18 protein-coding genes are annotated in these 21810 nt (G+C 43.0%); 11 read left to right on the top strand and 7 right to left on the bottom strand.

Annotated features, from left to right (window positions below; genetic code table 11):
* Window positions 1-126: 126 nt before the first annotated feature.
* The 4 genes from thiO (at window position 127) to RMY16_RS03625 (ending at window position 6271) form a co-directional block, all read left to right on the top strand.
* Window positions 127-2145 carry a glycine oxidase ThiO gene (gene thiO, locus RMY16_RS03640; RefSeq protein ID WP_322735211.1) on the top strand — a complete coding sequence of 673 codons (2019 nt, stop codon included), beginning with the start codon at window positions 127-129 and terminating at the stop codon, window positions 2143-2145.
* 305 nt (window positions 2146-2450) lie between these two features.
* Window positions 2451-2630: a photosystem II assembly protein Psb34 gene (gene psb34, locus RMY16_RS03635; RefSeq protein ID WP_322659602.1), complete on the top strand. Its 180-nt coding sequence runs from the start codon at window positions 2451-2453 to the stop codon at window positions 2628-2630.
* Between the two features lie 266 nt (window positions 2631-2896).
* Window positions 2897-5110: a tetratricopeptide repeat protein gene (locus RMY16_RS03630; protein ID WP_322735210.1), complete on the top strand. Its 2214-nt coding sequence runs from the start codon at window positions 2897-2899 to the stop codon at window positions 5108-5110.
* Window positions 5111-5554: 444 nt separating this feature from the next.
* Window positions 5555-6271 (top strand): choice-of-anchor K domain-containing protein, encoded by a 717-nt coding sequence (locus RMY16_RS03625; protein ID WP_322735209.1) that lies wholly within the window; start codon window positions 5555-5557, stop codon window positions 6269-6271.
* Between the two features lie 295 nt (window positions 6272-6566).
* Here RMY16_RS03625 and RMY16_RS03620 read toward each other — a convergent pair whose 3' ends face one another.
* The 4 genes from RMY16_RS03620 to RMY16_RS03605 form a co-directional block, all read right to left on the bottom strand.
* On the bottom strand, window positions 6567-7691 hold the full coding sequence (locus tag RMY16_RS03620; RefSeq protein ID WP_322735208.1) for a site-2 protease family protein: 1125 nt from the start codon (window positions 7689-7691) through the stop codon (window positions 6567-6569).
* 82 nt (window positions 7692-7773) lie between these two features.
* Window positions 7774-8004, bottom strand: a complete 231-nt coding sequence (locus tag RMY16_RS03615; RefSeq protein WP_322735207.1) for a hypothetical protein — start codon at window positions 8002-8004, stop codon at window positions 7774-7776.
* A gap of 378 nt (window positions 8005-8382) precedes the next feature.
* A complete protein-coding gene (locus tag RMY16_RS03610; RefSeq protein ID WP_322735206.1) occupies window positions 8383-9045 on the bottom strand; it encodes a DJ-1/PfpI family protein in 663 nt (220 codons plus the stop codon).
* Window positions 9046-9107: 62 nt separating this feature from the next.
* Complete coding sequence (locus tag RMY16_RS03605; RefSeq protein ID WP_322735205.1) at window positions 9108-9527, bottom strand: DUF6220 domain-containing protein; 420 nt, start codon at window positions 9525-9527, stop codon at window positions 9108-9110.
* 201 nt (window positions 9528-9728) lie between these two features.
* Here RMY16_RS03605 and RMY16_RS03600 point away from each other — a divergent pair, with 201 nt between their 5' ends.
* Window positions 9729-10379 (top strand): LuxR C-terminal-related transcriptional regulator, encoded by a 651-nt coding sequence (locus tag RMY16_RS03600; RefSeq protein WP_322735204.1) that lies wholly within the window; start codon window positions 9729-9731, stop codon window positions 10377-10379.
* Window positions 10380-10778: 399 nt separating this feature from the next.
* On the opposite strand, the gene RMY16_RS03595 is transcribed toward RMY16_RS03600, so the two are convergent.
* The 3 genes from RMY16_RS03595 to RMY16_RS03585 form a co-directional block, all read right to left on the bottom strand.
* Window positions 10779-12491 carry a bifunctional diguanylate cyclase/phosphodiesterase gene (locus RMY16_RS03595; protein WP_322735203.1) on the bottom strand — a complete coding sequence of 571 codons (1713 nt, stop codon included), beginning with the start codon at window positions 12489-12491 and terminating at the stop codon, window positions 10779-10781.
* A gap of 446 nt (window positions 12492-12937) precedes the next feature.
* The gene (locus RMY16_RS03590) at window positions 12938-13645 is read right to left on the bottom strand and encodes a phosphorylase (RefSeq protein ID WP_322735202.1); all 708 of its coding nucleotides are present in this window, start codon (window positions 13643-13645) and stop codon (window positions 12938-12940) included.
* 215 nt (window positions 13646-13860) lie between these two features.
* Window positions 13861-14070: a hypothetical protein gene (locus RMY16_RS03585; RefSeq protein WP_322735253.1), complete on the bottom strand. Its 210-nt coding sequence runs from the start codon at window positions 14068-14070 to the stop codon at window positions 13861-13863.
* Here RMY16_RS03585 and RMY16_RS03580 point away from each other — a divergent pair.
* The 6 genes from RMY16_RS03580 to cpcA all read left to right on the top strand — a co-directional run bounded on the left by RMY16_RS03580 (window position 14040) and on the right by cpcA (window position 21727).
* The gene (locus tag RMY16_RS03580) at window positions 14040-16802 is read left to right on the top strand and encodes an efflux RND transporter permease subunit (RefSeq protein ID WP_322735201.1); all 2763 of its coding nucleotides are present in this window, start codon (window positions 14040-14042) and stop codon (window positions 16800-16802) included. The two genes, RMY16_RS03585 and RMY16_RS03580, sit on opposite strands and share 31 nt — an antisense overlap.
* A complete protein-coding gene (gene hpnA, locus RMY16_RS03575; RefSeq protein ID WP_322735200.1) occupies window positions 16802-17827 on the top strand; it encodes a hopanoid-associated sugar epimerase in 1026 nt (341 codons plus the stop codon). The genes RMY16_RS03580 and hpnA overlap by 1 nt, the downstream gene beginning before the upstream one ends.
* A 69-nt stretch (window positions 17828-17896) precedes the next feature.
* Window positions 17897-18916, top strand: coding sequence for an adenosyl-hopene transferase HpnH (gene hpnH / locus RMY16_RS03570; RefSeq protein ID WP_322735199.1), 1020 nt, complete (start codon window positions 17897-17899; stop codon window positions 18914-18916).
* A 357-nt stretch (window positions 18917-19273) separates the two neighbouring features.
* Entirely contained in the window at window positions 19274-20089 is an 816-nt protein-coding gene (locus RMY16_RS03565) for an alpha/beta hydrolase (RefSeq protein WP_322735198.1), read from the top strand.
* Between the two features lie 528 nt (window positions 20090-20617).
* Window positions 20618-21139: a phycocyanin subunit beta gene (locus tag RMY16_RS03560; protein ID WP_099099077.1), complete on the top strand. Its 522-nt coding sequence runs from the start codon at window positions 20618-20620 to the stop codon at window positions 21137-21139.
* 96 nt (window positions 21140-21235) lie between these two features.
* The gene (cpcA, locus tag RMY16_RS03555; protein ID WP_012411562.1) at window positions 21236-21727 is read left to right on the top strand and encodes a phycocyanin subunit alpha; all 492 of its coding nucleotides are present in this window, start codon (window positions 21236-21238) and stop codon (window positions 21725-21727) included.
* Window positions 21728-21810: the final 83 nt, after the last annotated feature.

The raw sequence follows: 21810 nt of genomic DNA, 5'->3' as shown, positions 1-21810 counted from the left end.
GATCCTTCTTCAGACCCGTCTTTAGTTACAAGTTATAAGTTATAAGTTATGAGTTATGAGTTATGAGTTATTAGTTATGTACTAATGATAAATGGCTAATGACAGATGACTAATGACTAATGACTAATGATTAGTGAGACTGTGATTATTGGTGGCGGCGTTATTGGTTTAGCGATCGCCATTGAATTAAAATTGCGCGGGACAAACGTCACCGTGCTTTGTCGTGACTTCCACGCTGCCGCTACCCACGCCGCCGCCGGGATGTTGGCACCAGATGCAGAAAACATCGCTAATGAAGCAATGCGTTCTTTGTGTTGGCGATCGCGTGCCTTATATCCCGACTGGACGCGCAAATTAGAAGAACTGACCGGCTTAAATACTGGCTACCGTGCCTGTGGTATCCTTGCACCCGTCTTTGAAGAGGCAGGGGGGCAGGGGGGCAGGGGAGCAGGGGAGCAGAGGAGCAGAGGGGAAAGTCTTTCCTCCTCATCTCCCTCATCCCCCTCTTACTGGTTAAATAAAGAGGCAATTCATCAATATCAGCCAGGATTGGGAGCAGAGGTAGTTGGTGGCTGGTGGTATCCTGAAGACGCCCAAGTTGATAATAAAGCTCTAGCTCACGTATTGCGGACGGCGGCTGAATCTATTGGTGTTGAACTCAAAGATGGTATTACGGTAGAAGGATTTTTACAGCAGCAAGGACAAGTGGTTGGCGTGCAAACCAATGCTGGAATAATTCGCGCCGCGCACTATGTTTTAGCTTCAGGTGCTTGGTCAAATGAATTGTTACCGCTACCTGTGCTACCCAGAAAAGGACAAATGCTGAGTGTGCGGATACCAGAAGTTTCGCCGGAATTGCCCTTGAAGCGGGTTTTGTTCGGGCAGGATATTTACATCGTACCAAGACGCGATCGCCTGGTTCTTGGCGCAACCAGTGAAGACGTTGGCTTTATGCCCAACAACACCCCAGAAGGTATTCAAAAATTATTACAAGCTGCCATCCGCCTGTATCCCCAATTAAAGCATTATCCCATCCAGGAATTTTGGTGGGGATTTCGCCCAACCACCCCTGACGAATTACCCATTTTGGGCACTAGCCACTGTCAAAATTTAACCTTTGCTACGGGTCATTACCGCAACGGAATTCTACTTGCGCCCGTAACCGCCGCTTTGATTGCCGATTTAATCTTAGAGCAAAAGTCTGACCCCCTACTTGCTGATTTTCACTATTCGCGCTTCCAGTCCAAGTCATCTACCTCCACCCCAATGCTGACTCACTCTGCTAATTTCTCTAACGGACATCACTCTGCTATATCCCCACTCCCCACAGATGTGATTAATCGCGTCTCTACCGATTCCCCACTAATTATCGCTGGCAAAACCTTCCAATCCCGCTTGATGACGGGAACTGGTAAGTATCGCAGCATTGAGGAAATGCAGCAAAGCGTCGCCGCCAGCGATTGCCAAATTGTCACCGTAGCAGTACGACGGGTACAAACCAAGGCTCCGGGACATGAAGGTTTAGCTGAAGCCTTGGATTGGACGAAAATCTGGATGTTACCTAATACCGCAGGTTGTCAAACTGCTGAAGAGGCGATTCGGGTGGCGCGTTTAGGGCGAGAAATGGCGAAATTGTTGGGGCAAGAAGATAATAACTTTATAAAGTTAGAAGTAATACCTGACCTTAAGTATTTACTCCCAGATCCAATTGGGACATTGCAAGCAGCAGAACAACTAGTTAAAGAAGGCTTTGCAGTATTGCCCTATATCAATGCTGACCCCATGTTAGCTAAGCGTTTAGAAGAAGTAGGCTGTGCTACAGTCATGCCTTTGGCATCACCAATTGGTTCTGGACAAGGACTGAAAACAACTGCCAATATCCAAATAATCATCGAAAATGCAGGTGTGCCAGTGGTGGTAGATGCTGGTATTGGTTCACCCTCAGAAGCCGCTCAGGCAATGGAATTGGGAGCAGATGCCTTGTTGATTAATAGTGCGATCGCTCTTTCTCCAAAACCAGCAGCAATGGCTCGTGCGATGAATTTAGCAACAGTCGCTGGTCGTCTAGCATACCTTGCTGGCAGAATGCCTATTAAAGATTACGCTAGTCCTAGTTCACCTCTAACTGGGACGATTACTAGTTAGAGAATGGGGACTGGGAAGGCAGGGGAGCAGGGCAGCAATACTGCTCGGTTAAAGGGAAAAAGGTAAGGGGAAAAGGATTGGAAGGCTCGATATATAAGGTTTTTCCCCTTTAACATGAATCCCTTTCCCCCAAAACCAGACAAGTATTGAGTAGGGGAGAACTAGCAGTAAGTCTTTCCCCTCTGCCCCTTTCCACCTCTGCCTCTAGTCCCCAATCCAAAATGTAACGATTTATCTAGCAGTTTAAGACCAGATTTAGCATTTATGTAACATTAAATTAACGATAAAGATAAAGGAATTCATTCATGCCCTATACCAATGAAGAAGGCGGTCTTCTGAATAATTTTGCCCGGGAACCAAAGGTTTATCAAGCAGAACCTCCCACGGAAGGGCAAAAGCGAACTTATCTCTTACTAGGAATTGCCGCTACAGCTTTGGTTGCCGGCTTGATTCTAGTCGCCTTCTTTGTTTCTAAGAGCAGCTGATCGTAAAACATTTTAAGAAAACTTCATCTTTTTTATAGTTTTTCAGGTTCCGATTTTAAAAGGGGCCTGCTTTTTTATTTTTTGTTAAAATCGAACTAGGAATGAAAGTATATAATTATACTTTGTTGTTTCTACTATAATTGAAGGCTCAATACATCCTGAGCAGCACAATATCTACTTATTAAAAATCATTTTTATTATGAATTTAGCCCACTTGAATGCACCCAGAAAGGTGATATGTACTATGTTTTGGCTTTTTAGCCACTATGAGCGTGAATGATACTGCACCCAACAATAATTCTACTTGGAATCGGCAAGTATACCACCGCCTGAAACTTGCCTTAAGTCTTGGCTTACGACGACAAATTCTTTTAGCAGTATGTGATGATTTATACTTAAGAAATCAGGTGGCAGCCCGTTTGCATTCTACATTGGCTTATCCTGTTGGACAGGTGCTATATCAATCATCAAATGCTCAGGAAAATAGCACTCCAGCTTATCCGCGATTAGTCACGTTGCGTTTGAATTTAAACGATCCCAATCCCATAATCCAGATTAATCAATGGTTGACTAATTATCCACCGCCAATAGTTGGGGCATCAAAAGATAGTCCTGGAAGGCCTTTTCCAGTACCAGCATTTCAGATTGTCGGCGTGGAGCATCTCACTAAGCAACCAGTTGCAACACAGCGTTTATTTTTGCACTATCTCCGCTTAAGCGAACAATATTTTTCTACACAAGAATCTAGCCGATTCTTAGAATCTAATTTGCTTTTGTGGATACCACGTCCTTGGTTATCGGCTATTAAGCAATCAGCACCACAGTTTTGGCGTTGTCGTACTGGCGTATTTGTGTTTGCTGGAGAACCCACACCAGCAACTCAGAATTTGGCCTATCCAGAACGTTTTTCACGTTCAGGAAGCTTGGATTTAGGGAATATTGAGCAGTCGATTCTAGATGAATCAGCTAACCAAGCAGAACTCAGAACCGCAGCCACTGAGTTCAAGTTTGAGAATAATTCTGATTTTCCAGTAGAGATACAAGGGAATCGCGTACACAAAACTGAGGAAGTTCCACCATCAACGGCGGATTTATTGAAGGCTACGCCACAACAACAGGAATCTACAAATCGGTCTGGTAGTGGGAGTAATAATCGATCGCTGTCATCTTTATCTTACATTAACAGTGAGTTAACGGAGCTAGTAATAGCAACCATTAATACAAATACTGCTCAAAATACAGAGGATTCCTTACAACCACAGCAGATTTTATTGGAGATTGAAGAATTACACGAAAATCTTGTTTCAGAGGAGATACTGGCAGAGGCTTATCATCGCTTGGGTACTTTATACCGTCTTCGCATTGAGCAAGGAGAGGCAACTCTAGAAAACCTGATGGTGGCAATTATTGCCTATCAGGAGGCAATTAGCTATGACGAAAGCTCACCGCAACTTCCAGATATCTTGAATGATTTGGGTACACTCTACTGGATGCTATACCGCACACCACCCAATTCTGAAGAGGGACAAACTTATATAGAGCAGGCAATAGAATTTTATCAGTTGGCGTTAAAGATAATTTCGCCCCAGACACATTTGGAAACTTACGCTCGTGTGCAAAATAATTTGGGGACAGCTTATGGTGATTTAGCTCGTTTCTCTCACCCATCGGAAAATTGGCAACAAGCAATTTTCGCTTACAGTGAAGCACTCAGCTACCGTACAGCGGATATGGATTCATTAAAGTATGCGGCTTGCCAAAATAATTTGGGTACTGCTTACTGGCATTTAGGGCAATACAATCAACCGATTGTGCATTTAAAGAAAGCGATCGCAGCTTACAATGAAGCGCTTGCACACTACAACCCTGAAGAGGAACCGCTGAAGTATGGGATGATTCAAAACAATATCGGTACTGCGTTTTGGAATCTGGCACAATACGAACAACCTGCTCAAAACCTCCAGCTAGCCATAGATGTTTATAGCGAAGCTCTTAAGTATCGCACTCCAGCTAATGTTCCCAGTGCCTGCGCCGCTACACAAAATAATCTGGGTACTGCTTACTGGCATTTAGCAAACCTATCTGAGACTACTCAAGAGGCACGGCAAAAATATCTGCAACTATGTATCAGCGCTTACGAAGAAGCTATAGCTTTGGCTCACTCACTTAGCGGTAATTCTTTAAGTTTTGATTTGCTTGCCTCTCACAATAACCTGGGACTAGCACATTATCAGCTAGTAATAGATAAGTCTTTTAATGGCGACAAAGCAACACGCTCTCAACACTTAGAAGTAGCATTAGATAACCATTTGCAAGCCTTAAACGGATTAAGTAAACAACCAGAGGCTTATCAAACAACCTTTGCTTATGTGGTGAAAACTATTCGTGCTTTTCATAATGAGTTAGGGATACAGGGACAAAATCTGGCTTTGTCTAAAGTTCCTAGCCAGTTGTTACCAGAGATTTTGTCAAAATTATGAATCCCATTGCTCCCCATAGTGCGGAGAATGTCAAAAAACTGTAACTTCATATCAGCTTGACAATTTATTGGGAAGTCTAGTAAGGTAGCAATGTTTACGATGGGCTACGCCTACGTAATTACTAGACTTCTTGCATAAATCAAAAAAAGAACCCTACTCCGCTTTTGACTTACGTCAAAGTCTCCACTCTTGCTGAGAGGTAGCGTGTTAGGGAAATTTTGCAATTGGTTTACTCTTTTACTAATTACAAACTAGTGAAATATATTTTAACAACCCATAATCTTAACTTAATAAATATAAATTATTTATTAAATTATTTTGAAACACACATAAAGACTTTATAAAAAATACAAGAAGACATTGGCGTATTTTCCGTAAATTTACTAAGGTAGACTGAATATCTACTTGAAAGAAGCTCCAGAATGAACGTTAAAACCTAGAATTATGAAACTAAGTTTTGTTTTGGCTACTGCTATATCTAGTTTTTTTGTGAGTTCGACCACAGGATTTGGTTTCTCTGGTCAAGCACAAGCTCTAACTTTTACTGGCATCTCTAGTGCGACATGGGGAAATCCTACTCCAGGACTCAGCGATACTAATCCCATATATACAGGTGTGGGAAGTAACACATTTACTTGGGGTAAAGCTAATTTGTCGGCAGGACTTCCAAATAAACTAACCTCTAATGGAACTTCATTTTCTGCGGATATTAACTCTGTGTTCAAAATAGCTGATTTAACTTACTTTAATGGAAAGATAGTCCCCGATACAGGCATTGAATTTGTACCTTTAAATCTCAATGTATCCTTCAGCCCTCCTGTGGGAATCAGCCAAGTTTTTGACTTCAACTTGCGTTTAGTAAATACACCTAACGACTTAAAAGATCCTGAAAAGATTGCAGACCTAGTATTTTTAGACACAAATTCGAGTAATCGCAGTTTCACCTTTGGAAGTAATAAATATATCCTTGAGTTAACCGGCTTTAATCTAGACGGTCGCCAGATAAGTATTAAGGCTTTTGAAGAAGCTACAACTACAACAGCTATTTATGCCAAAATCAAAAATATACCCGAACCTGCGCCAGTAGTGGGTCTATCTTTGCTAGGGATATACCTAATATCTCGTAAAAATTTTTGGAAAAAAAATACTAAAAGCCTATAAATTATGACTTCTTCAAAACCCTTGTAAAGATATAGCACTGCTATGTCTATACATTATTTTTCACCAGATGTCTAATTTATAGAAATAGGCAATAGAAAACTGAAAAAAGGGATAGATAGGTAGTGAGTCTTGTTCAAAAATTAAATAGGAGTCCTAATATAGTAATCCGATTTGATTTTTGAACTTATACCAATTCAAAAAAATCAAAAATTTGGGCGATAAAAATGTAGAGACGCGATTTGTCGCGTCTCTACAAAGGTTTACCGTTTTTTGATAGACGCGATTCATCGCGTCTTTATGCAGGGTTAGGTTGGGTTCGGCTTTGAAGTAGCTGAATAATTGCAGCTTTTTCTAAGATTCCAACTAGGACGCCATTCTCACGTATCACGGGAAGCACAGATAGTTTTTGTTGTTCGAGTAACTGCATCACTTCCAGCAGAGGTTGATCTGATTTGACTGTAGTAGATTCAGTAATTGGTCGCATGACTTGTTTAACTTGAGTTTCTGACCATAGTGCTGTGGGGATGGTTCTTAAATTATCAACTGCGATCGCACCTACTAATTGTCCATCATCATCAGTCACTAAAAACCGATGCCAGTTTTGCCCACTTATGACTCGCTCATCGCCAAACTCTCTCAGAGTAAGATTAGCAGATACAATCGGGCTGTCATGAGTTACAGCATCTTCGGCTGTCAAACCTGTGAGTTTTTCTTGGACTCTGGCAAATTGAGCTGAATTACCAGCATTTTGCAACAAGAAGAAGCCAATTAACAAGTTCCAGAAGTTACCGGCGCTGCCAAATAATAGTAGAGGAAGTACACCGGAAAGAATTGCTACCCAACCAAATATTTGTCCAACTCGACTAGCAAAGGTTACACCTTTATAAGGATTACCTGTAATTTTCCAAACAATTGCTTTCAGTATATTTCCGCCATCCAAGGGCAAGCCAGGAATCAGGTTAAATAGCGCTAATGCCAAGTTAACAGAAGCTAGAACACCAAGAATTGCAGCTAACGGCCCTGATGCAGCAGAAGTAACACCGATCGCTGTAACGATACCGCACAATAGTAAGCTTACCATTGGCCCGGCGATCGCTACCCAGAAAGCTTCACCTGGAGTTTTCGACTCTTTTTCTAAGCTAGCCAAACCGCCAAATATAAACAGCGTGATGGATTTGACATCAATTCCCTGACGAATCGCAACAAAACTGTGGCCTAATTCATGGGCGACGACAGAGGCAAATAACATCAGCGCTGTCATCAATCCTAGTAGCAAAGCTAATCCCGCAGACAATTGGGGAAATTGCGCCGCCAGTCCACTGCTATAGCTCCAAGTTACTAAACCCAGAACTAAAAACCATGACGGATGGATATAGAAGGGAATTCCGAAGAGATTACCAACGCGAATTGTGCCATTCATGTCGTTCACCTTTGATTTCAGCTTCGAGAGGTTTGCTTTCTTCCCTCTTGATGTCTCTAGTGTAACGAAAGGTTAAGAGATTTTAATCTTGATGGCGGTAGTGGTGTCCGTCGGCAAAGGTGCGGTTATTGGGAATATTGAGAGCATCCAAATTCAGGAAGCAGGAGAAACGTTGGATCGCGTCGATAGCACATTTCGATACATTTTTTTGTACGAATGCTGCTTTATACCCAGAACTTCTGTCTGAAATGGGGCGCTCAACAACCCTCCTAGTAATAAAAAGGACAGTCCACTGTACTCTCGCACGAGCCAAACATGAATAGACCTGCCTTGAAAATAGAGGCTGAAACAACGCAAAATCGTTCCAAGATCATTTTCATTGTTCCTTGTGAGCGCAGCTCATGGAGTCTCTTGCATAAATCAAAAATAAGAAAGAACCCCACCCCGCCAAAGCTACGCTTTGTCTCCCCTCCCGAAGAGCGGGGAGGGGTTGGGGGTGGGGTGTTAGGGACTTTTGCAAGAGGTCTAATGAATAGTCCACCAGGCAGGATCGTTGAACTAGGCAACCCCAATCGTTAATAACTGAGCAATCAAGCAGAGGTTAAAGACAGTTTAAGTCGTATAAAAACGGATTTATATCCAACGTGTGAGAACACGTTCAATTTCCAAATTTGTGGTCATGTCAGACTGCCTATTTTACGTTTAAACCCAATGTCCCCGTAGCATATAACATCGCTTTGTTGACTAACTCAGCCCCCGCTTTTTCGGGTGAACCGACATCGAATGGAGGAGCTGGATCGTACTCCATTAATAGTTGAGCGATCTTGGCGGCTTCTTCACCACAAAGGACTTCAGCGATCGTTAGACCAAAATCAATGCCTGCCGTAACCCCCCCACCAGTTATGCGATTTCGGTCAATCACAACTCGCTCCGTTCCGACCTCAACGCCCAACATTGCGAGTTGTTCACGCATCATCCAGTGAGTCGCCGCTCGATAGCCTTGTAGTAGTCCTGCCTTCGCTAAAAACTCAGACCCGCCGCACACAGAGGTGATGAACTTTGCCGTGCTCCCCTGTTTGTGGAAAAACTCAAGCACTTCTGGATCGTTTACTACTGCACTCTGTCCTAAACCGCCGCCGACGCAGATTGCGTCTAAAGGTGGGCAATTTTCAAAGGTGGTATCGGGCAAAATCATCATTCCGTCATCGGTTTTGATCGGGTCTAAAGCTTTCCAGATGCGGTGGATCTGGACACTAGGAAGCGAATTAAAAACTGTCTGAGGCCCCACAATATCAAGTGCTGTCATGCCAGGATAAAGTACCAAACCAATAATATGTTTTTGTGAGTAAGTCATGAATCAATCTCCTGATGAAAGTTGCTATGAAATCTATCCTTAAAGAATTGAAAGTTAAGGATTTAGTCTTGGTTGTGGTTGGGAAATACAATGCGAGATGTCCGATGAACTAGGGTTGTAGAAATAGAGAATAAGGAAAAGCCGATAAGTGGATGGAAGACTGCTAAAGGAAAAGAAGTCTTCAAGTGAATTGTGAGAAATTGCAGTCCTAGCAGCACTGGAATACCTGCTGTAAGGCGCTGGACTCTTGAAGGAAACGGCATTAGAAACACCCATATCAACAAAATTAGTGAGAGTCCGCTATATCCTCGCACGAGCCAGATATGTAGGTTCCACCAATTAGAGTTGTAAAAGTAAGCCAGTCCAACACTGAATACTTGGATTGCTAAACAGAGATTAAAAAACACTACTGCGATAAAAAAACTAATTTGAATCCAGCGCCCGGATATCTGTGTATCATCAATGCCAGGATTTAGAGTCATGGTTAAGTAATCCAAAAAAAGCAAATAAATTAGTCATTGGTCATTAGTCATTGATAAAGAGTTTTTTGGTACATACCTCGCAAGAGAGTGCCCAAAAAAACTAATGACAAGTGGCAAATGACAAATGACAAATGACTAAAGCTAAGATAAGTCTGGTTGCTATACTGCGCCTAGACCTCGAAAGGGTACAATTTGCCAATCATGATTGCCTTACAAACTCTGTTTCATGCAATTGCTCAAGCTAAAGATGAAGAGACGTTGCGATCGCACATATCCGCAGAAATGAGTGAGTATTTTTCAGCTACACGATGTGGGCTGTTTTTCTTTGCCCAAATTTCTCTAGTTGACAAAGCACTGCAAATTGCATTATCACCTCAACATAATCCAGTTGCACGCTACTTACTAGAACGCCATGCCCCTGTTCATGAAGCTTTGGTAGTAGAACCTAAAACATGGAAATTGATTTGTCCTCGTGCCGATCACTGGCACGTCATGGCAGGGCCAATTGTCAGCAATGGTGAGTTAGTGGGTGTAGTAGGTTTGACACGTCAGCAAGGAATGCCTGCATTTAATTCACAAAATCTTACAGATTTGAGTGCGCTTTGTCTGCACATTTCTACTTGGGTGGCAATGGCGCGATTGCAACAACCATTATTACAGACAGACCGTTTAACGCCTCGTGAAATGCAAATTGCTTCCTTGGTGGCTCAAGGACAAACCAATGCAGAAATTAGTGCTGAGCTTTGGATTACTGAAAACTCTGTCAAGCAAGCTTTAAAAAGGATGTTTCGCAAACTTGAGGTTTCATCTCGTGCTCACATGGTTGCAAAGCTTTCCACAGTTTCAAAATAAATAACCTTTTATTGGCCTTATTAATCCTGGATTTCTCTGCTTATGTCATCGAAGAAAGGCAGGGGGCAGTGTTTCGACTCCTTTCGACTTCGCTCAAGGCAAGCCGCTCAACAACCAGGCAGGAGGTTTTAGAAAAGAATTTTCTCTGGAGGCAAAATGGTCTGAGAGCAACTAAATTTATTTATGAAAAACAAAAAAATATGTATTTTATTAAGTAGGCGCAAGAAATACAGCGTCCTTGTTAATGTCCGTTCGGCTGAGGCTCACGGTGGAAGCCTAAATTTTTTTATGGGGATTCCTTCAGCATAGCTGCCTCCTTAACTTGCCCCCTGATAACCATTTCTAGCAAAATTCAAGTGAAACGTTATCAGGGGTGTATTTTCTGGCTTAGGCATCCACTTATGCTGGAATTTTCTCCATCTGCTGAGAAGTTTTCTGCAACATCGGAGTAATTATATCAGCGGGTACAGGACAACTGAAGTAGTAACCCTGACCTTCATCACATCCCTGCATTTTCAAGTAGTCAAGCTGTTCTTGGGTTTCCACACCCTCTGCCGTGATGTTTAACCGCAGGCTTTTTGCCAGGGCAATAATCGCATTCGTGACGGCAGCACTATCAGGATTAGATGTGACATCCTGTACGAATGAGCGATCGATCTTGAGCATATTCACAGGAAAGCGCTTCAAGTAGTTAAGGGAGGAATAACCAGTACCGAAGTCATCTAGAGCTAACCATATACCCAGTTCTCGTAATTGTTTTAAGGTTTTAACCGATCGTTCCATATCAGCCATCAAGAAGCTTTCTGTCACTTCTAATTCCAAATAAGATACTTGGAGTCCAGTCTCCTCAAGAATTTGACTGACGATCTCAACCAGATTCGGTAGTTCAAACTGTCGAGCTGACAGATTTACAGATATCCGAATTGGGTTAAATCCAGCAAGCTGCCAAGCACGGTTTTGGGCACAAGCAGTTCGCAAGACCCATTCACCAATTGGTAGGATCAAACCATTGCCTTCTGCAATGGGAATAAACTTTGCTGGAGAAACCAAACCTAATGTAGGATGCTGCCAGCGAACCAACGCTTCCATAGCTGTAATTTGTCCACTGTGTAAATCAATCAGAGGTTGATAATAAACCAGCATTTCATTGCGTGCAAGCGCCCCATATAATTCATTTTCTAAAGTTATTCGCTCCTGTAACTGAGCATTAACTTCCGGTGAATAAAATTGGTATTTGCTACGCCCTTGCTGCTTCGCCTGGTACAGCGCTATATGAGCCTGTTGCAAAAGTTGATCTATGCTATTACACTCATTTATTCCATTAATTGTGATACCGATGCTGGCGGTGATATGAATCAAATTACCCTCTATAGAAAAGGGTTTGCTCAGAGTACTTAACAGCATCTGAGATAGCTTAATCACACTTTCAAAAGAAATAATGTCTATGCGGGCAATGGCAAATTCATCTCCACTCAAATGGGCAAGAATATCTGTTTGTGTCATGCAGAGTGATAACCTCTGAGCAACTGCTCTTAACAACAAATTTGTTGTTTCATGCTCCAAACCATGACTCATAGCAGTGAAATCATCAATACCTAGTAAAAAGACTGCTACAAAGCGCTGGTTATTTTCAGGTTGAGATAGAGTCTGATGGAGGCGATCGCGAAATAAATCACGATTGGGCAATCCAGTTAGATCGTCATAATTACTGATGTAATGAATTAATTCATCTAATTTGTAAAGAGTTTGTGAAGTATCCGCCATTAATGTGCCGGCTTCATCAGCAAAATTTGTGGGCAATTCAGGTAAAGTTTTGGTGTTTAGATAATTTTGCAATGTTGCAGATGTCAAAATAACCGGTTTGAGGAGGTGGTGTAGTGCATAGAGGGTGGCGGCTGTACCCGCTAAGGTAGCCAACAGAGCAATAAGCATAACTCGAATCGCCATCTCCAAGGAATAGGAGTTTGAGATAACGAAACTCAAGAGTAAGGTTAGAAGTGGTATGTGAGTACCCAAAAATGCCACCAACATAATTTTAGCGGTGTAACTTTTTTTGAGTAATGGAAAACTAGCTAGGAACGAGTATAGATTGAGCTTGTGATTGAGCTTCATAAATTCCGTTTGATAGTTGGTAAATTAGTTCCGCGCTATTCTGGCAAAAGGGTATTTTTGATTTACAATTCAGTGCAATTAGCTCTCATGGAACCCAACCCTGATAAGGTTATATATTATGCTTCCCAATCTAGGTTTCTATTTATATGTTTAACTATAAAGTTTATGTAAAACTTATTCATAAAAAATTTCATAATAAATACTTACATCATTTTTATTTTTATTAGTTTTTCTTCAGGTGATGTAAGAGTAAAAAATATGTAAATTCGATTTTATTAGTGAAAAATCATTTTTTCTAACTAATGGCAGAGACACAGAAAATGCCAACAGACTAAAAAGGTATTTTCACAAATGATTTAGGATTGCTATATTTTGTAAGGACATAGCAAAGCTGTGCCCCTACTGTATAGTTATTTATCTAAAAATGACTGTAAAGACGCAACAGATTATTTATTGCTAGAGCCTGAAAAAAGTAGATTTGTAACTTGCTCTAACACCTTTAATGCTGTTAATGAACCTCGAATCAACCGAGTAGCGGCAAAGGGTTGTCGAAGCATTGCGATCGCTAACGGAAAAGGGTTTAGAGAGCCATCAGAGTTAATTGCTGGTGTGAGATCAGGGATATTATGCTGGCAATCGTCGCTGACTACTCGCAGCATTGCCACAGACACCCCAGCGGCATTGAAAAATTCTAAAGCGGTAAATCCTTCCATATCAACAACATCAGCCACCAAAGTCTCACTTAAACGACGTTTTTCGGATGCAGACCAAATTACGCGATCGCTTGTCAGTGACTTGACCAAAGATACTTTTTCTGATATATAAGAGTGCAATTGTGCTGTAAAAGTGCGATCGCATTCTTGCTGCTTTCCTTGATAAACACAATCTTGATACAGCACAAGATCGCCAACTGTGTAGCGATCGCTCAAGCTGCCACATATACCCATAATCAGCACTCTGGATTTTGGAGTCAGAAATTGTCCTTGTTGCAGGTATTTGAGTAAAGGCTTCATTCCAACAGGTATGGCTACTACTTTTGGGATAGAGGCAGTAATGCCGCTTAATCCGCGACACACAGCTTTATATTCTGCTCCTTGAGGCACCAAAATTGTGTTAACGGGCAAAAAATTAGGCACTAGTCTCGATAGTTTCAAGTTTTAACGGTCAATTAATGTTTGGAGTAGATGGGCGTGGCGCGATTCTTCTTTACCTTAGAGAGCGATATCTACGACCCAATACTTCTCGGTTCAGGGGAAAAGGGGAAAGGGAAAAGGGAAAGAAAAAACCTTTAACCCTTACCCTTTACCCCAAACCCGATTCCGAGTTAAAAATGCTTAACCGAGAAGTATTGATCTACGACCGACTAAGCCTACGCAGTTTGTAAAATACGATTGCTCACCGTCGCTGCGTAACCACTAACTAAGATTGGGTCATATCTGAGTGACAATAAGTAATATTGCCGTTTAGTAGTAAGCAAAATTCGCAAACCGAAGATGATTGCTGTAGCATGACTAAATAATTGTGTCATCCACACGATAATTTTCCAAGATGGTAAAGCTTCATAACTCCAAATCCGCACGAGAACTCTTCAATATTTCCAAATTGGCGATTCAATTTTCGTGGCTGACGGTGAGTTTTTGGATTGCCGTAACGGTAGCTGGTGTTCTGGCTTTCAGTTCCCTTAAGTATGCCTTGTTTCCAGATATTACCTTTCCAGTGGTGGTTGTAAATGCTACAGCCCCCCTAACAACTGCCCTGGATACAGAAGCGAAGCTCACTAAACCCCTAGAAGAACGCCTCCGCTCTCTGGAAGGACTGGAAAATATTCGCTCATCAACCTATCCTAGTCAAACAGCTGTTGCCCTTTCTTTTGCCGTTGGGACGAATTTAGAAACATCGACCAAAAAGGTTGAAACTGCCCTAAAGCAACTAACTTTGCCTCAAGGAGCGACTTCTAAAATTATTCCTCTGAATCTAAACGAGTCAGCCGCCATTAGTTATGCCATAGAGAGTCCTACACGGAATCTCAAAGATTTGACGAAGTTGGCGCAAGATGAGATTGTCAGTGCGATCGCTAAATTACCAGGAGTATTAAAAGTTTCACTACTAGGCGCTGCGACTGCAATTCCTCCGGTAAATCCAGCAAATGCAAGTGCAACAGCTCTCCCTCAAGGTGGGTCAACATTAGTCCGGTTTAACGGTCAAGATGCACTAGCATTTCAGGTAATCAAACGCGGTAGTGCTAACACCTTGGAAGTAGTGAGTCAGGTTGAGAAAGAAGTTCAAAGGCTACGCTCTACCCTTAAAGATGTCAAACTCACCTTAGCTGCCACCCAAGCAGAATATATCCGCCAAGCCACCCAGTCAACAATTGATGCTTTGCTGGAAGCGGTCTTATTGTCTATCGTAGTAATTTTTCCTTTTTTGTGGAATTGGCGGGCAACTCTGATTTCTGCCTTAGCGATTCCCACGTCTTTGCTGGCGACGTTTATCGTCATGGCGATTTTCGGCTTCAACCTGGAAACAATCACCCTGCTGGCTTTAGCTTTGGTGATTGGTAGCATTGTTGATGATGCGATCGTGGATGTGGAAAACATTATGCGACACGTTGACGATGGGGAAACTCCTCGCCAAGCAGCGCTTTTAGCTACAAATGAGATTGGGTTGACAGTTACCGCCGCCACTTTAACAGCAGTAGCAGTTTTTCTACCCATAGGTTTAATGGGTGGGGTAATTGGTCAGTTCTTCAAGCCTTTTGGCATCACTGTATCCGCGGCAATGCTGGCTTCTATGCTAGTTGCTCGGACTTTATCTCCAGTTCTGGCTATCTACTGGCTGAAACCTAAATCCTCACTCTCCCCGCGTCGAGAAGCAAAAATCTGGGTAGCTTTTACTCAATTTTACGGAAATTTACTGAGTTGGTCTTTAAATCACCGGAAAATAGTTATCGGGTTAGCTGTCTTCAGTTTCATCGCAGGTATAGCACTGATTCCATTAATTCCCAAAGGATTTATTCCTAAACTCGATCGCGGCGAATTTAATATTGCTTATACGGCTCCTTTGCCGAGTATTCCTAGTGGAACAGAGCGGCAGGGGGGCGGAGGGGCAGCACTTCGGCTACGCTCAGTGACCGAGGGGCAGGGGGGCAGCACTTCGGCTACGCTCAGTGACCGGGGGGCAGGGGAGCAGGGGAGAAATCCTAGTCTCCAGTCCCCAATTCCTAACCCCTTGAACGATTCTCTTGAGGTTGCAAAGAAATTAGAAAATGTAGTCAGAAAATCACCGGCAGTTGAAACGGTATTTACCACCGTTGGTTCTCGCGAGGGTGAGCCGAATAAAGGAATACTATATGTAAAGTTAAAGGGCGATCGCACAATTACAACTGCCGAACTACAGGATCAGTTGCGCTCCTCCTTACCTGTTCTTTCTGGGGTAACTACTAGTATTGAAGATATTCAATTTGTTGATTCTGGCGGTCAAAAACCCCTCCAGATAGCATTACAAGGTGATAATCTCCAAGCTTTGAGCAAAGCAGTCAAAGCCATTAAAGAAAGGATTCAAAGGCTACCAGGATTCGCTGATGTTACAGTTACAGGTGCAACGAATCCACAGGGCACGGTTTTTCAGATCGAGCGGCTGAATAATCAACGGGTGGCCTACATCAGTGCTAATCTTGGCAAAAATCTGTCTTTGGGTGATGCCACTGACAAAGTAGTAGCTGAAGCAAACGCGGTGTTACCCTCTAATGTTTCTTTAAATTTAGGGGGAGACTCTGCCCGTCAAGGTGAAGTCTTTAGCAGTTTCGGTACTACTCTGGCTTTATCTGCCCTGTGCATTGTCATAGTCCTAATTTTACTATTCAAAAGCTGGGTAGACCCTCTGGTGATTGGTGTATCTTTACCTTTAGCACTAGTAGGGGCAATGTTGGCGCTACTGATTACTAAGAGTGACTTTGGTATGATCTCATTGATCGGTTTCGTCTTTTTGCTAGGGCTGGCAAATAAAAATGCCATTTTGCTTGTAGATTATATCAATCAGTTACGCAATGCTGGCTTAGACCGTACCGAGGCGATCCTCAATACCGGACTAGTGCGCCTCAGACCAATTATGATGACCACGGCCTCCACTATTTTAGGCATGTTACCGATCGCATTAGGTTTTGGTGCTGGTTCCGAATTGCGATCGCCGATGGCTGTAGCGATCGCAGGTGGACTAGTAACTTCAACTATTCTCAGTTTGATTGTTGTGCCAGTCGTCTATACCATCTTGGATGATTGGTTTCCTCGATTTAAGAAGAGGGGGGCAGCTTAATGCAGGTTTTTGTCACGGGGGGTACGGGCTTTATTGGTGCCCACTTGGTACGGTTGTTGCTGCAAGAGGGTTACACAGTCAAAGCGCTGGCACGCTCAACCAGCAATTTGGATAATCTACGCGCTCTGGATGTGAAAATTGTCAAAGGCGATTTGAACGATCCAAATCTTTGGCAACAGATGCTTGGTTGTCAATACCTATTTCATGTGGCAGCCCATTATTCCCTCTGGCAAACAGACCGTGAATTACTCCACCGTCACAATGTCTTGGGTACGCGTAATGTGTTGGCAGCAGCTCGCAAAGCTAACATTGAGCGCACCGTCTACACAAGTTCGGTGGCAGCTATTGGGGTAGGATCGTCAGGGGAAGTTGTTGATGAAACACATCAGAGTCCTTTAGAAAAGTTAGTGGGTGACTACAAAAAGTCTAAGTTTCTGGCTGAACAAGAAGCCATCCAAGCCGTTGCTACAGGTCAGGAAGTAGTTATTGTGAATCCCAGCAGTCCTATTGGCTCGTTGGATATCAAACCTACACCGACGGGTGATATAATACTGCGGTTTTTGCGACGGCAAATGCCTTTTTACTTGGATACTGGTCTAAATTTTATCGACGTGCGGGATGTGGCATGGGGGCATTTACTGGCTTTGCAACGGGGTAAATCTGGCGATCGCTATATCTTAGGTCATCAAAACCTCAGTCTCAAGCAACTACTCGAACAACTCGCCGATATCACAGGTCTTAGCGCACCTCAACAAACTGTACCCGCTTGGTTGCCCCTGAGTGTTGCCTGGGTTGATGAAAAGATTCTCGCACCATTAGGGAAATCGCCCTCAGTACCATTGGATGGCGTTCGCATGGCGAAACAACCTATGTATTACAATGCTTCAAAGGCTGTACGAGAATTGGGTCTACCCCAATCTTCGCTTAATGCCGCACTCAAAGATGCTGTGGATTGGTTTGTTGCTCAGGGATATGTCAACCCCTCTGGGAAATTCAAAATTCAAAACTCAAAATTCAAAATTTAAGACCCCATAGATAAATCTTGGGGTTGAAAAAGTGGTGCATTTATCTTTAAAAGAGGAGCGATCGCAACAATGGCAGTTAATCTACAACAAGCTATGGATATTGGGAAGTATCTTGTTACACAGCGGTTGAAAGGACGTAAACGCTTCCCCTTAGTGTTGATGTTGGAACCTCTTTTTCGGTGTAATCTCGCTTGTACTGGTTGTGGTAAAATCCAACATCCAAAGGAAATTTTAAAGCAAAATCTCACCCCAGAACAGTGTTTTGCCGCAGTGGAAGAGTGCGGCGCACCGGTTGTCTCCATTCCTGGCGGAGAACCTCTGCTGCACCCCCAAATTGATGAGATTGTCCAGGGATTAATTGAGCGCAAGAAATATATTTACTTGTGTACCAATGGTTTGTTGTTAGAGAAGAGTCTGGATAAGTTTCAACCTTCTCCTTATCTAACTTTCAGCGTGCATTTAGATGGAATGCGGGAGTTGCACGATCACTGTGTTGATCGCAAAGGTGTTTTTGATATTGCTGTCAAAGCCATTCGCGCCGCTAAAGCTAAAGGCTTTCGTGTTACTACTAACACCACTATCTTTGAAGGTACTGAACCTAAAGATATACAAGAGTTCTTTAACTTTCTGGAAACATTAAATACTGACGGGATGATGATTTCTCCTGGCTACAGTTACGAGTGGGCACCAGATCAAGATCATTTTCTCCACCGCGAACAAACCCGCGCCCTCTTCCGAGAAATTCTGGCTCCTTACAAAAGTGGTGAAAAAAACTGGAACTTCAATCACAATCCCTTGTTCCTAGATTTTCTCACTGGTGATAAAGACTACGAATGTACGCCTTGGGGTAGCCCTAGTTATAGCGTTCTCGGTTGGCAAAAACCTTGCTATCTGCTGAACGAAGGTTATTACTCTACCTTTAAAGAATTACTCGCACAAACTGACTGGAGTCAATACGGCCAGAAGAGTGGTAATCCTAAGTGTGCCGATTGTATGGTTCATTGTGGCTACGAACCCACCGCCGCAATGGATGCAATGCAGCCGCAAAATATGGCGCGTGCCCTTGGCAGTGTGTTTGGTAGGAATTAGGAAGTAATGAAGAGTGCTGAGTGCTGAGTGCTGAGTGCTGAGTGCTGAGATGCTGGGTTGAAAGACCGCTTACCCTTCGGCAAGCTCAGGGCATCGCGAGGGGTGAGGCTTTTACTCAGTACTTGTGTAATGACTAATTCTTAATTTACGCAGTAATCAGCAATCAGAATTCAGGGTTGAGTAGGGTCAATACTAGATCATAATATTAAAGGGTGCTATACTTGCGCACCCTTTAAGGATTCTAATTGTACTGGAATGTGTATAACAACATACGATAGTTCAAGGAGAATGCTTATTTAGAAATATTGCGATCGCTCCCTTAGCCAAATTAGCTGAAATGTATCAGGAAAAATACTCATGCCATTTGTATCTGTTCGTAACCTGCAAATGTATTATGAGATTCGTGGCACTGGTCAACGCCTGCTCAGTATCAGTGGTACTGGAGCACATTTGCAGCGATCGCCGACTATTTTTGACTCACCGCTAGCCCCACACTTTGAAATCCTGGCCTACGATCAGCGCGGTCTGGGTCAAACTTCAAAACCTGATATTCCCTACACCATAGCAGATTACGCCGCCGATGCAGACTCTTTGTTAAATGCAGTCGGGTGGGAAAACGCTCATGTCATCGGAATTTCCTTTGGGGGTATGGTAGCCCAAGAGTTGGCACTGCGCTATCCACACCGCGTTAAACGTCTTGTTTTGGCCTGTACTAGTAGTGGCGGTGCTGGTGGCTCGTCATATCCACTACATGAACTCGCGAACCTACCTAACGAAGAACTAGCTTATCGGCAAATCACAATTGCTGATACCCGTTGGCAAGAAGAAGCTTGGCTCTCTAGCCGAACTACACAATTTCAGGAATTAGTGAAGCTGACACTAGCAGTTTCTCAAGCGGGTAGAGAGGAACCAAGTCGTGAAGTCGGGCGTCGTCGCCAGCTTGAGGCTCGTGCTGCTCACGATACATACAATCGACTTTCTCAACTGCATATTCCTGTCTATATCTGCGGCGGTCATCACGATGGCATATCTCCTCCTGCCAATCTTGAGGCGATACACAAACAGATACCAGGTTCGTATTTAGAGTTCTTTAAGGGCGGTCATAGCTTTCTTTACCAAGACCCCCAAGCATTTAAGCGCGTTATTGCCTTTCTCCAAAATAAATTCGAGTAATTTTACATAAGACACATAAGACATAACTACAACTGTAGTCACATAGGTTAGGACAGTGTTGATTGCTCAAAGGCTTGAAACGACTGGGTTTTTGTTCAGCACTCAGCACGGGCTAAACGCCCCGCTTCCGCTAACAGCACTCAGCACTTTGCTATACAACACCTATTGCTCTCCCACAGGAGCAGCGCTCGGCTCATAAACTAAACAGAGACAGAAATATGAAGTTATGTAACTATTTTTCACAAACATAATAATAATTTGTAATAAAATATGATACAGCAGCATTGTATAAAGAGAACTTGGAAGTAAAAAACAACATCTTAATCAGGTTTTCCAGTCGTTCATAGAAGTTTGAAGTTTTTTAACAAAAGTTTTAATCTGAAAGCCTGGAGATCGTAAACTTATTTCTTGGATGTCTGTTTTAAACCTTTCGTAACTCGTCAGGCAGTGCTGACATCAAAAATCAACTGAACCATTCAGTTTTGAGTCCAATTATTCTTAACCAAGCAAATTAGGAGATTTAACGCAATGGTTTTAGATGCATTTGCAAAAGTAGTTTCCCAAGCTGATACACGCGGCGAATATCTCTCTGATGCACAATTGGATGCATTGAGCGAACTAGTCAAAGATGGTAACAAGCGTGCAGATGCTGTTAACCGTATTACCAGCAATGCGTCAGCTCTTGTTGCTGCTGCGGCTCGTGATTTGTGGGCAGAACAACCCCAATTGATCACTCCCGGTGGTAATGCTTACACCAGCCGTCGTGCAGCTGCTTGTATCAGAGACTTGGACATCATTCTTCGCTATATCACCTACGCTATCTTTGCTGGCGATTCTAGCGTACTAGACGATCGTGCCCTCAATGGATTGCGGGAAACCTACTTGGCATTGGGAACTCCAGGAGCTTCAGTTGCTGTTGGTATTCAAAAGCTGAAACAAGCTTCTTTGGCAATTGTCAACGATACAAACAATATCACCAGAGGCGATTGCAGTGCTTTGTCATCTGAAATAGCTAGCTATTTCGATCGTGCTGCTGCTGCTGTAGCTTAAGCAAAGCAAGCATTGCTGATGTTGACTAAATAATTGTCCTGTCTATAGGACAAAACAAAATTTCAACCATAACGTTTGTAAAAGGGAAATACCAAAATGACAAAAACACCTCTAACTGAAGCAATTGCATCGGCTGATTCTCAAGGACGCTACCTCAGCAGCACCGAAATTCAAGTTGCTTTTGGTCGCTTCCGCCAAGCTCCTGCTAGCTTACAAGCAGCAAAAGCATTGAGCGCCAATGCTCAACGCTTGACCGAAGGTGCTGCTCAAGCGGTGTATAACAAGTTCCCTTACACCACTCAACAGCAAGGCCCTAACTTCGCGTCTGATGCGCGCGGTAAAGGCAAGTGTGTACGTGATGTTGGCTACTACTTGCGGATTATCACATACGCTTTAGTTGTTGGTGGCACAGGCCCCTTGGATGATTTCTTGATTTCTGGCTTGGCTGAAATCAACCGGACTTTTGATCTTTCTCCTAGCTGGTACATTGAAGCTCTCAAGTACATCAAAGCTAACCACGGTCTTAGCGGCGACCCAGCTGTTGAAGCAAATTCCTACATCGACTACGTAATCAATACTCTAAGCTAGAGTGTTTCTTTAGCCCGGAGAGGAAATCAGCTCTTATGACAAAGGAGTTCTATGAGTTGTTTACCTCTCCGGGCAGTTTTTTA

Origin of the sequence: Nostoc sp. DedQUE12b, from assembly GCF_034530835.1 — a bacterium.
In the GTDB taxonomy this organism is placed as follows: domain Bacteria; phylum Cyanobacteriota; class Cyanobacteriia; order Cyanobacteriales; family Nostocaceae; genus Nostoc.
The sequence above is the reverse complement of the archived record's forward strand: the minus strand, read 5'-3'. Positions and strand labels throughout refer to the sequence as shown.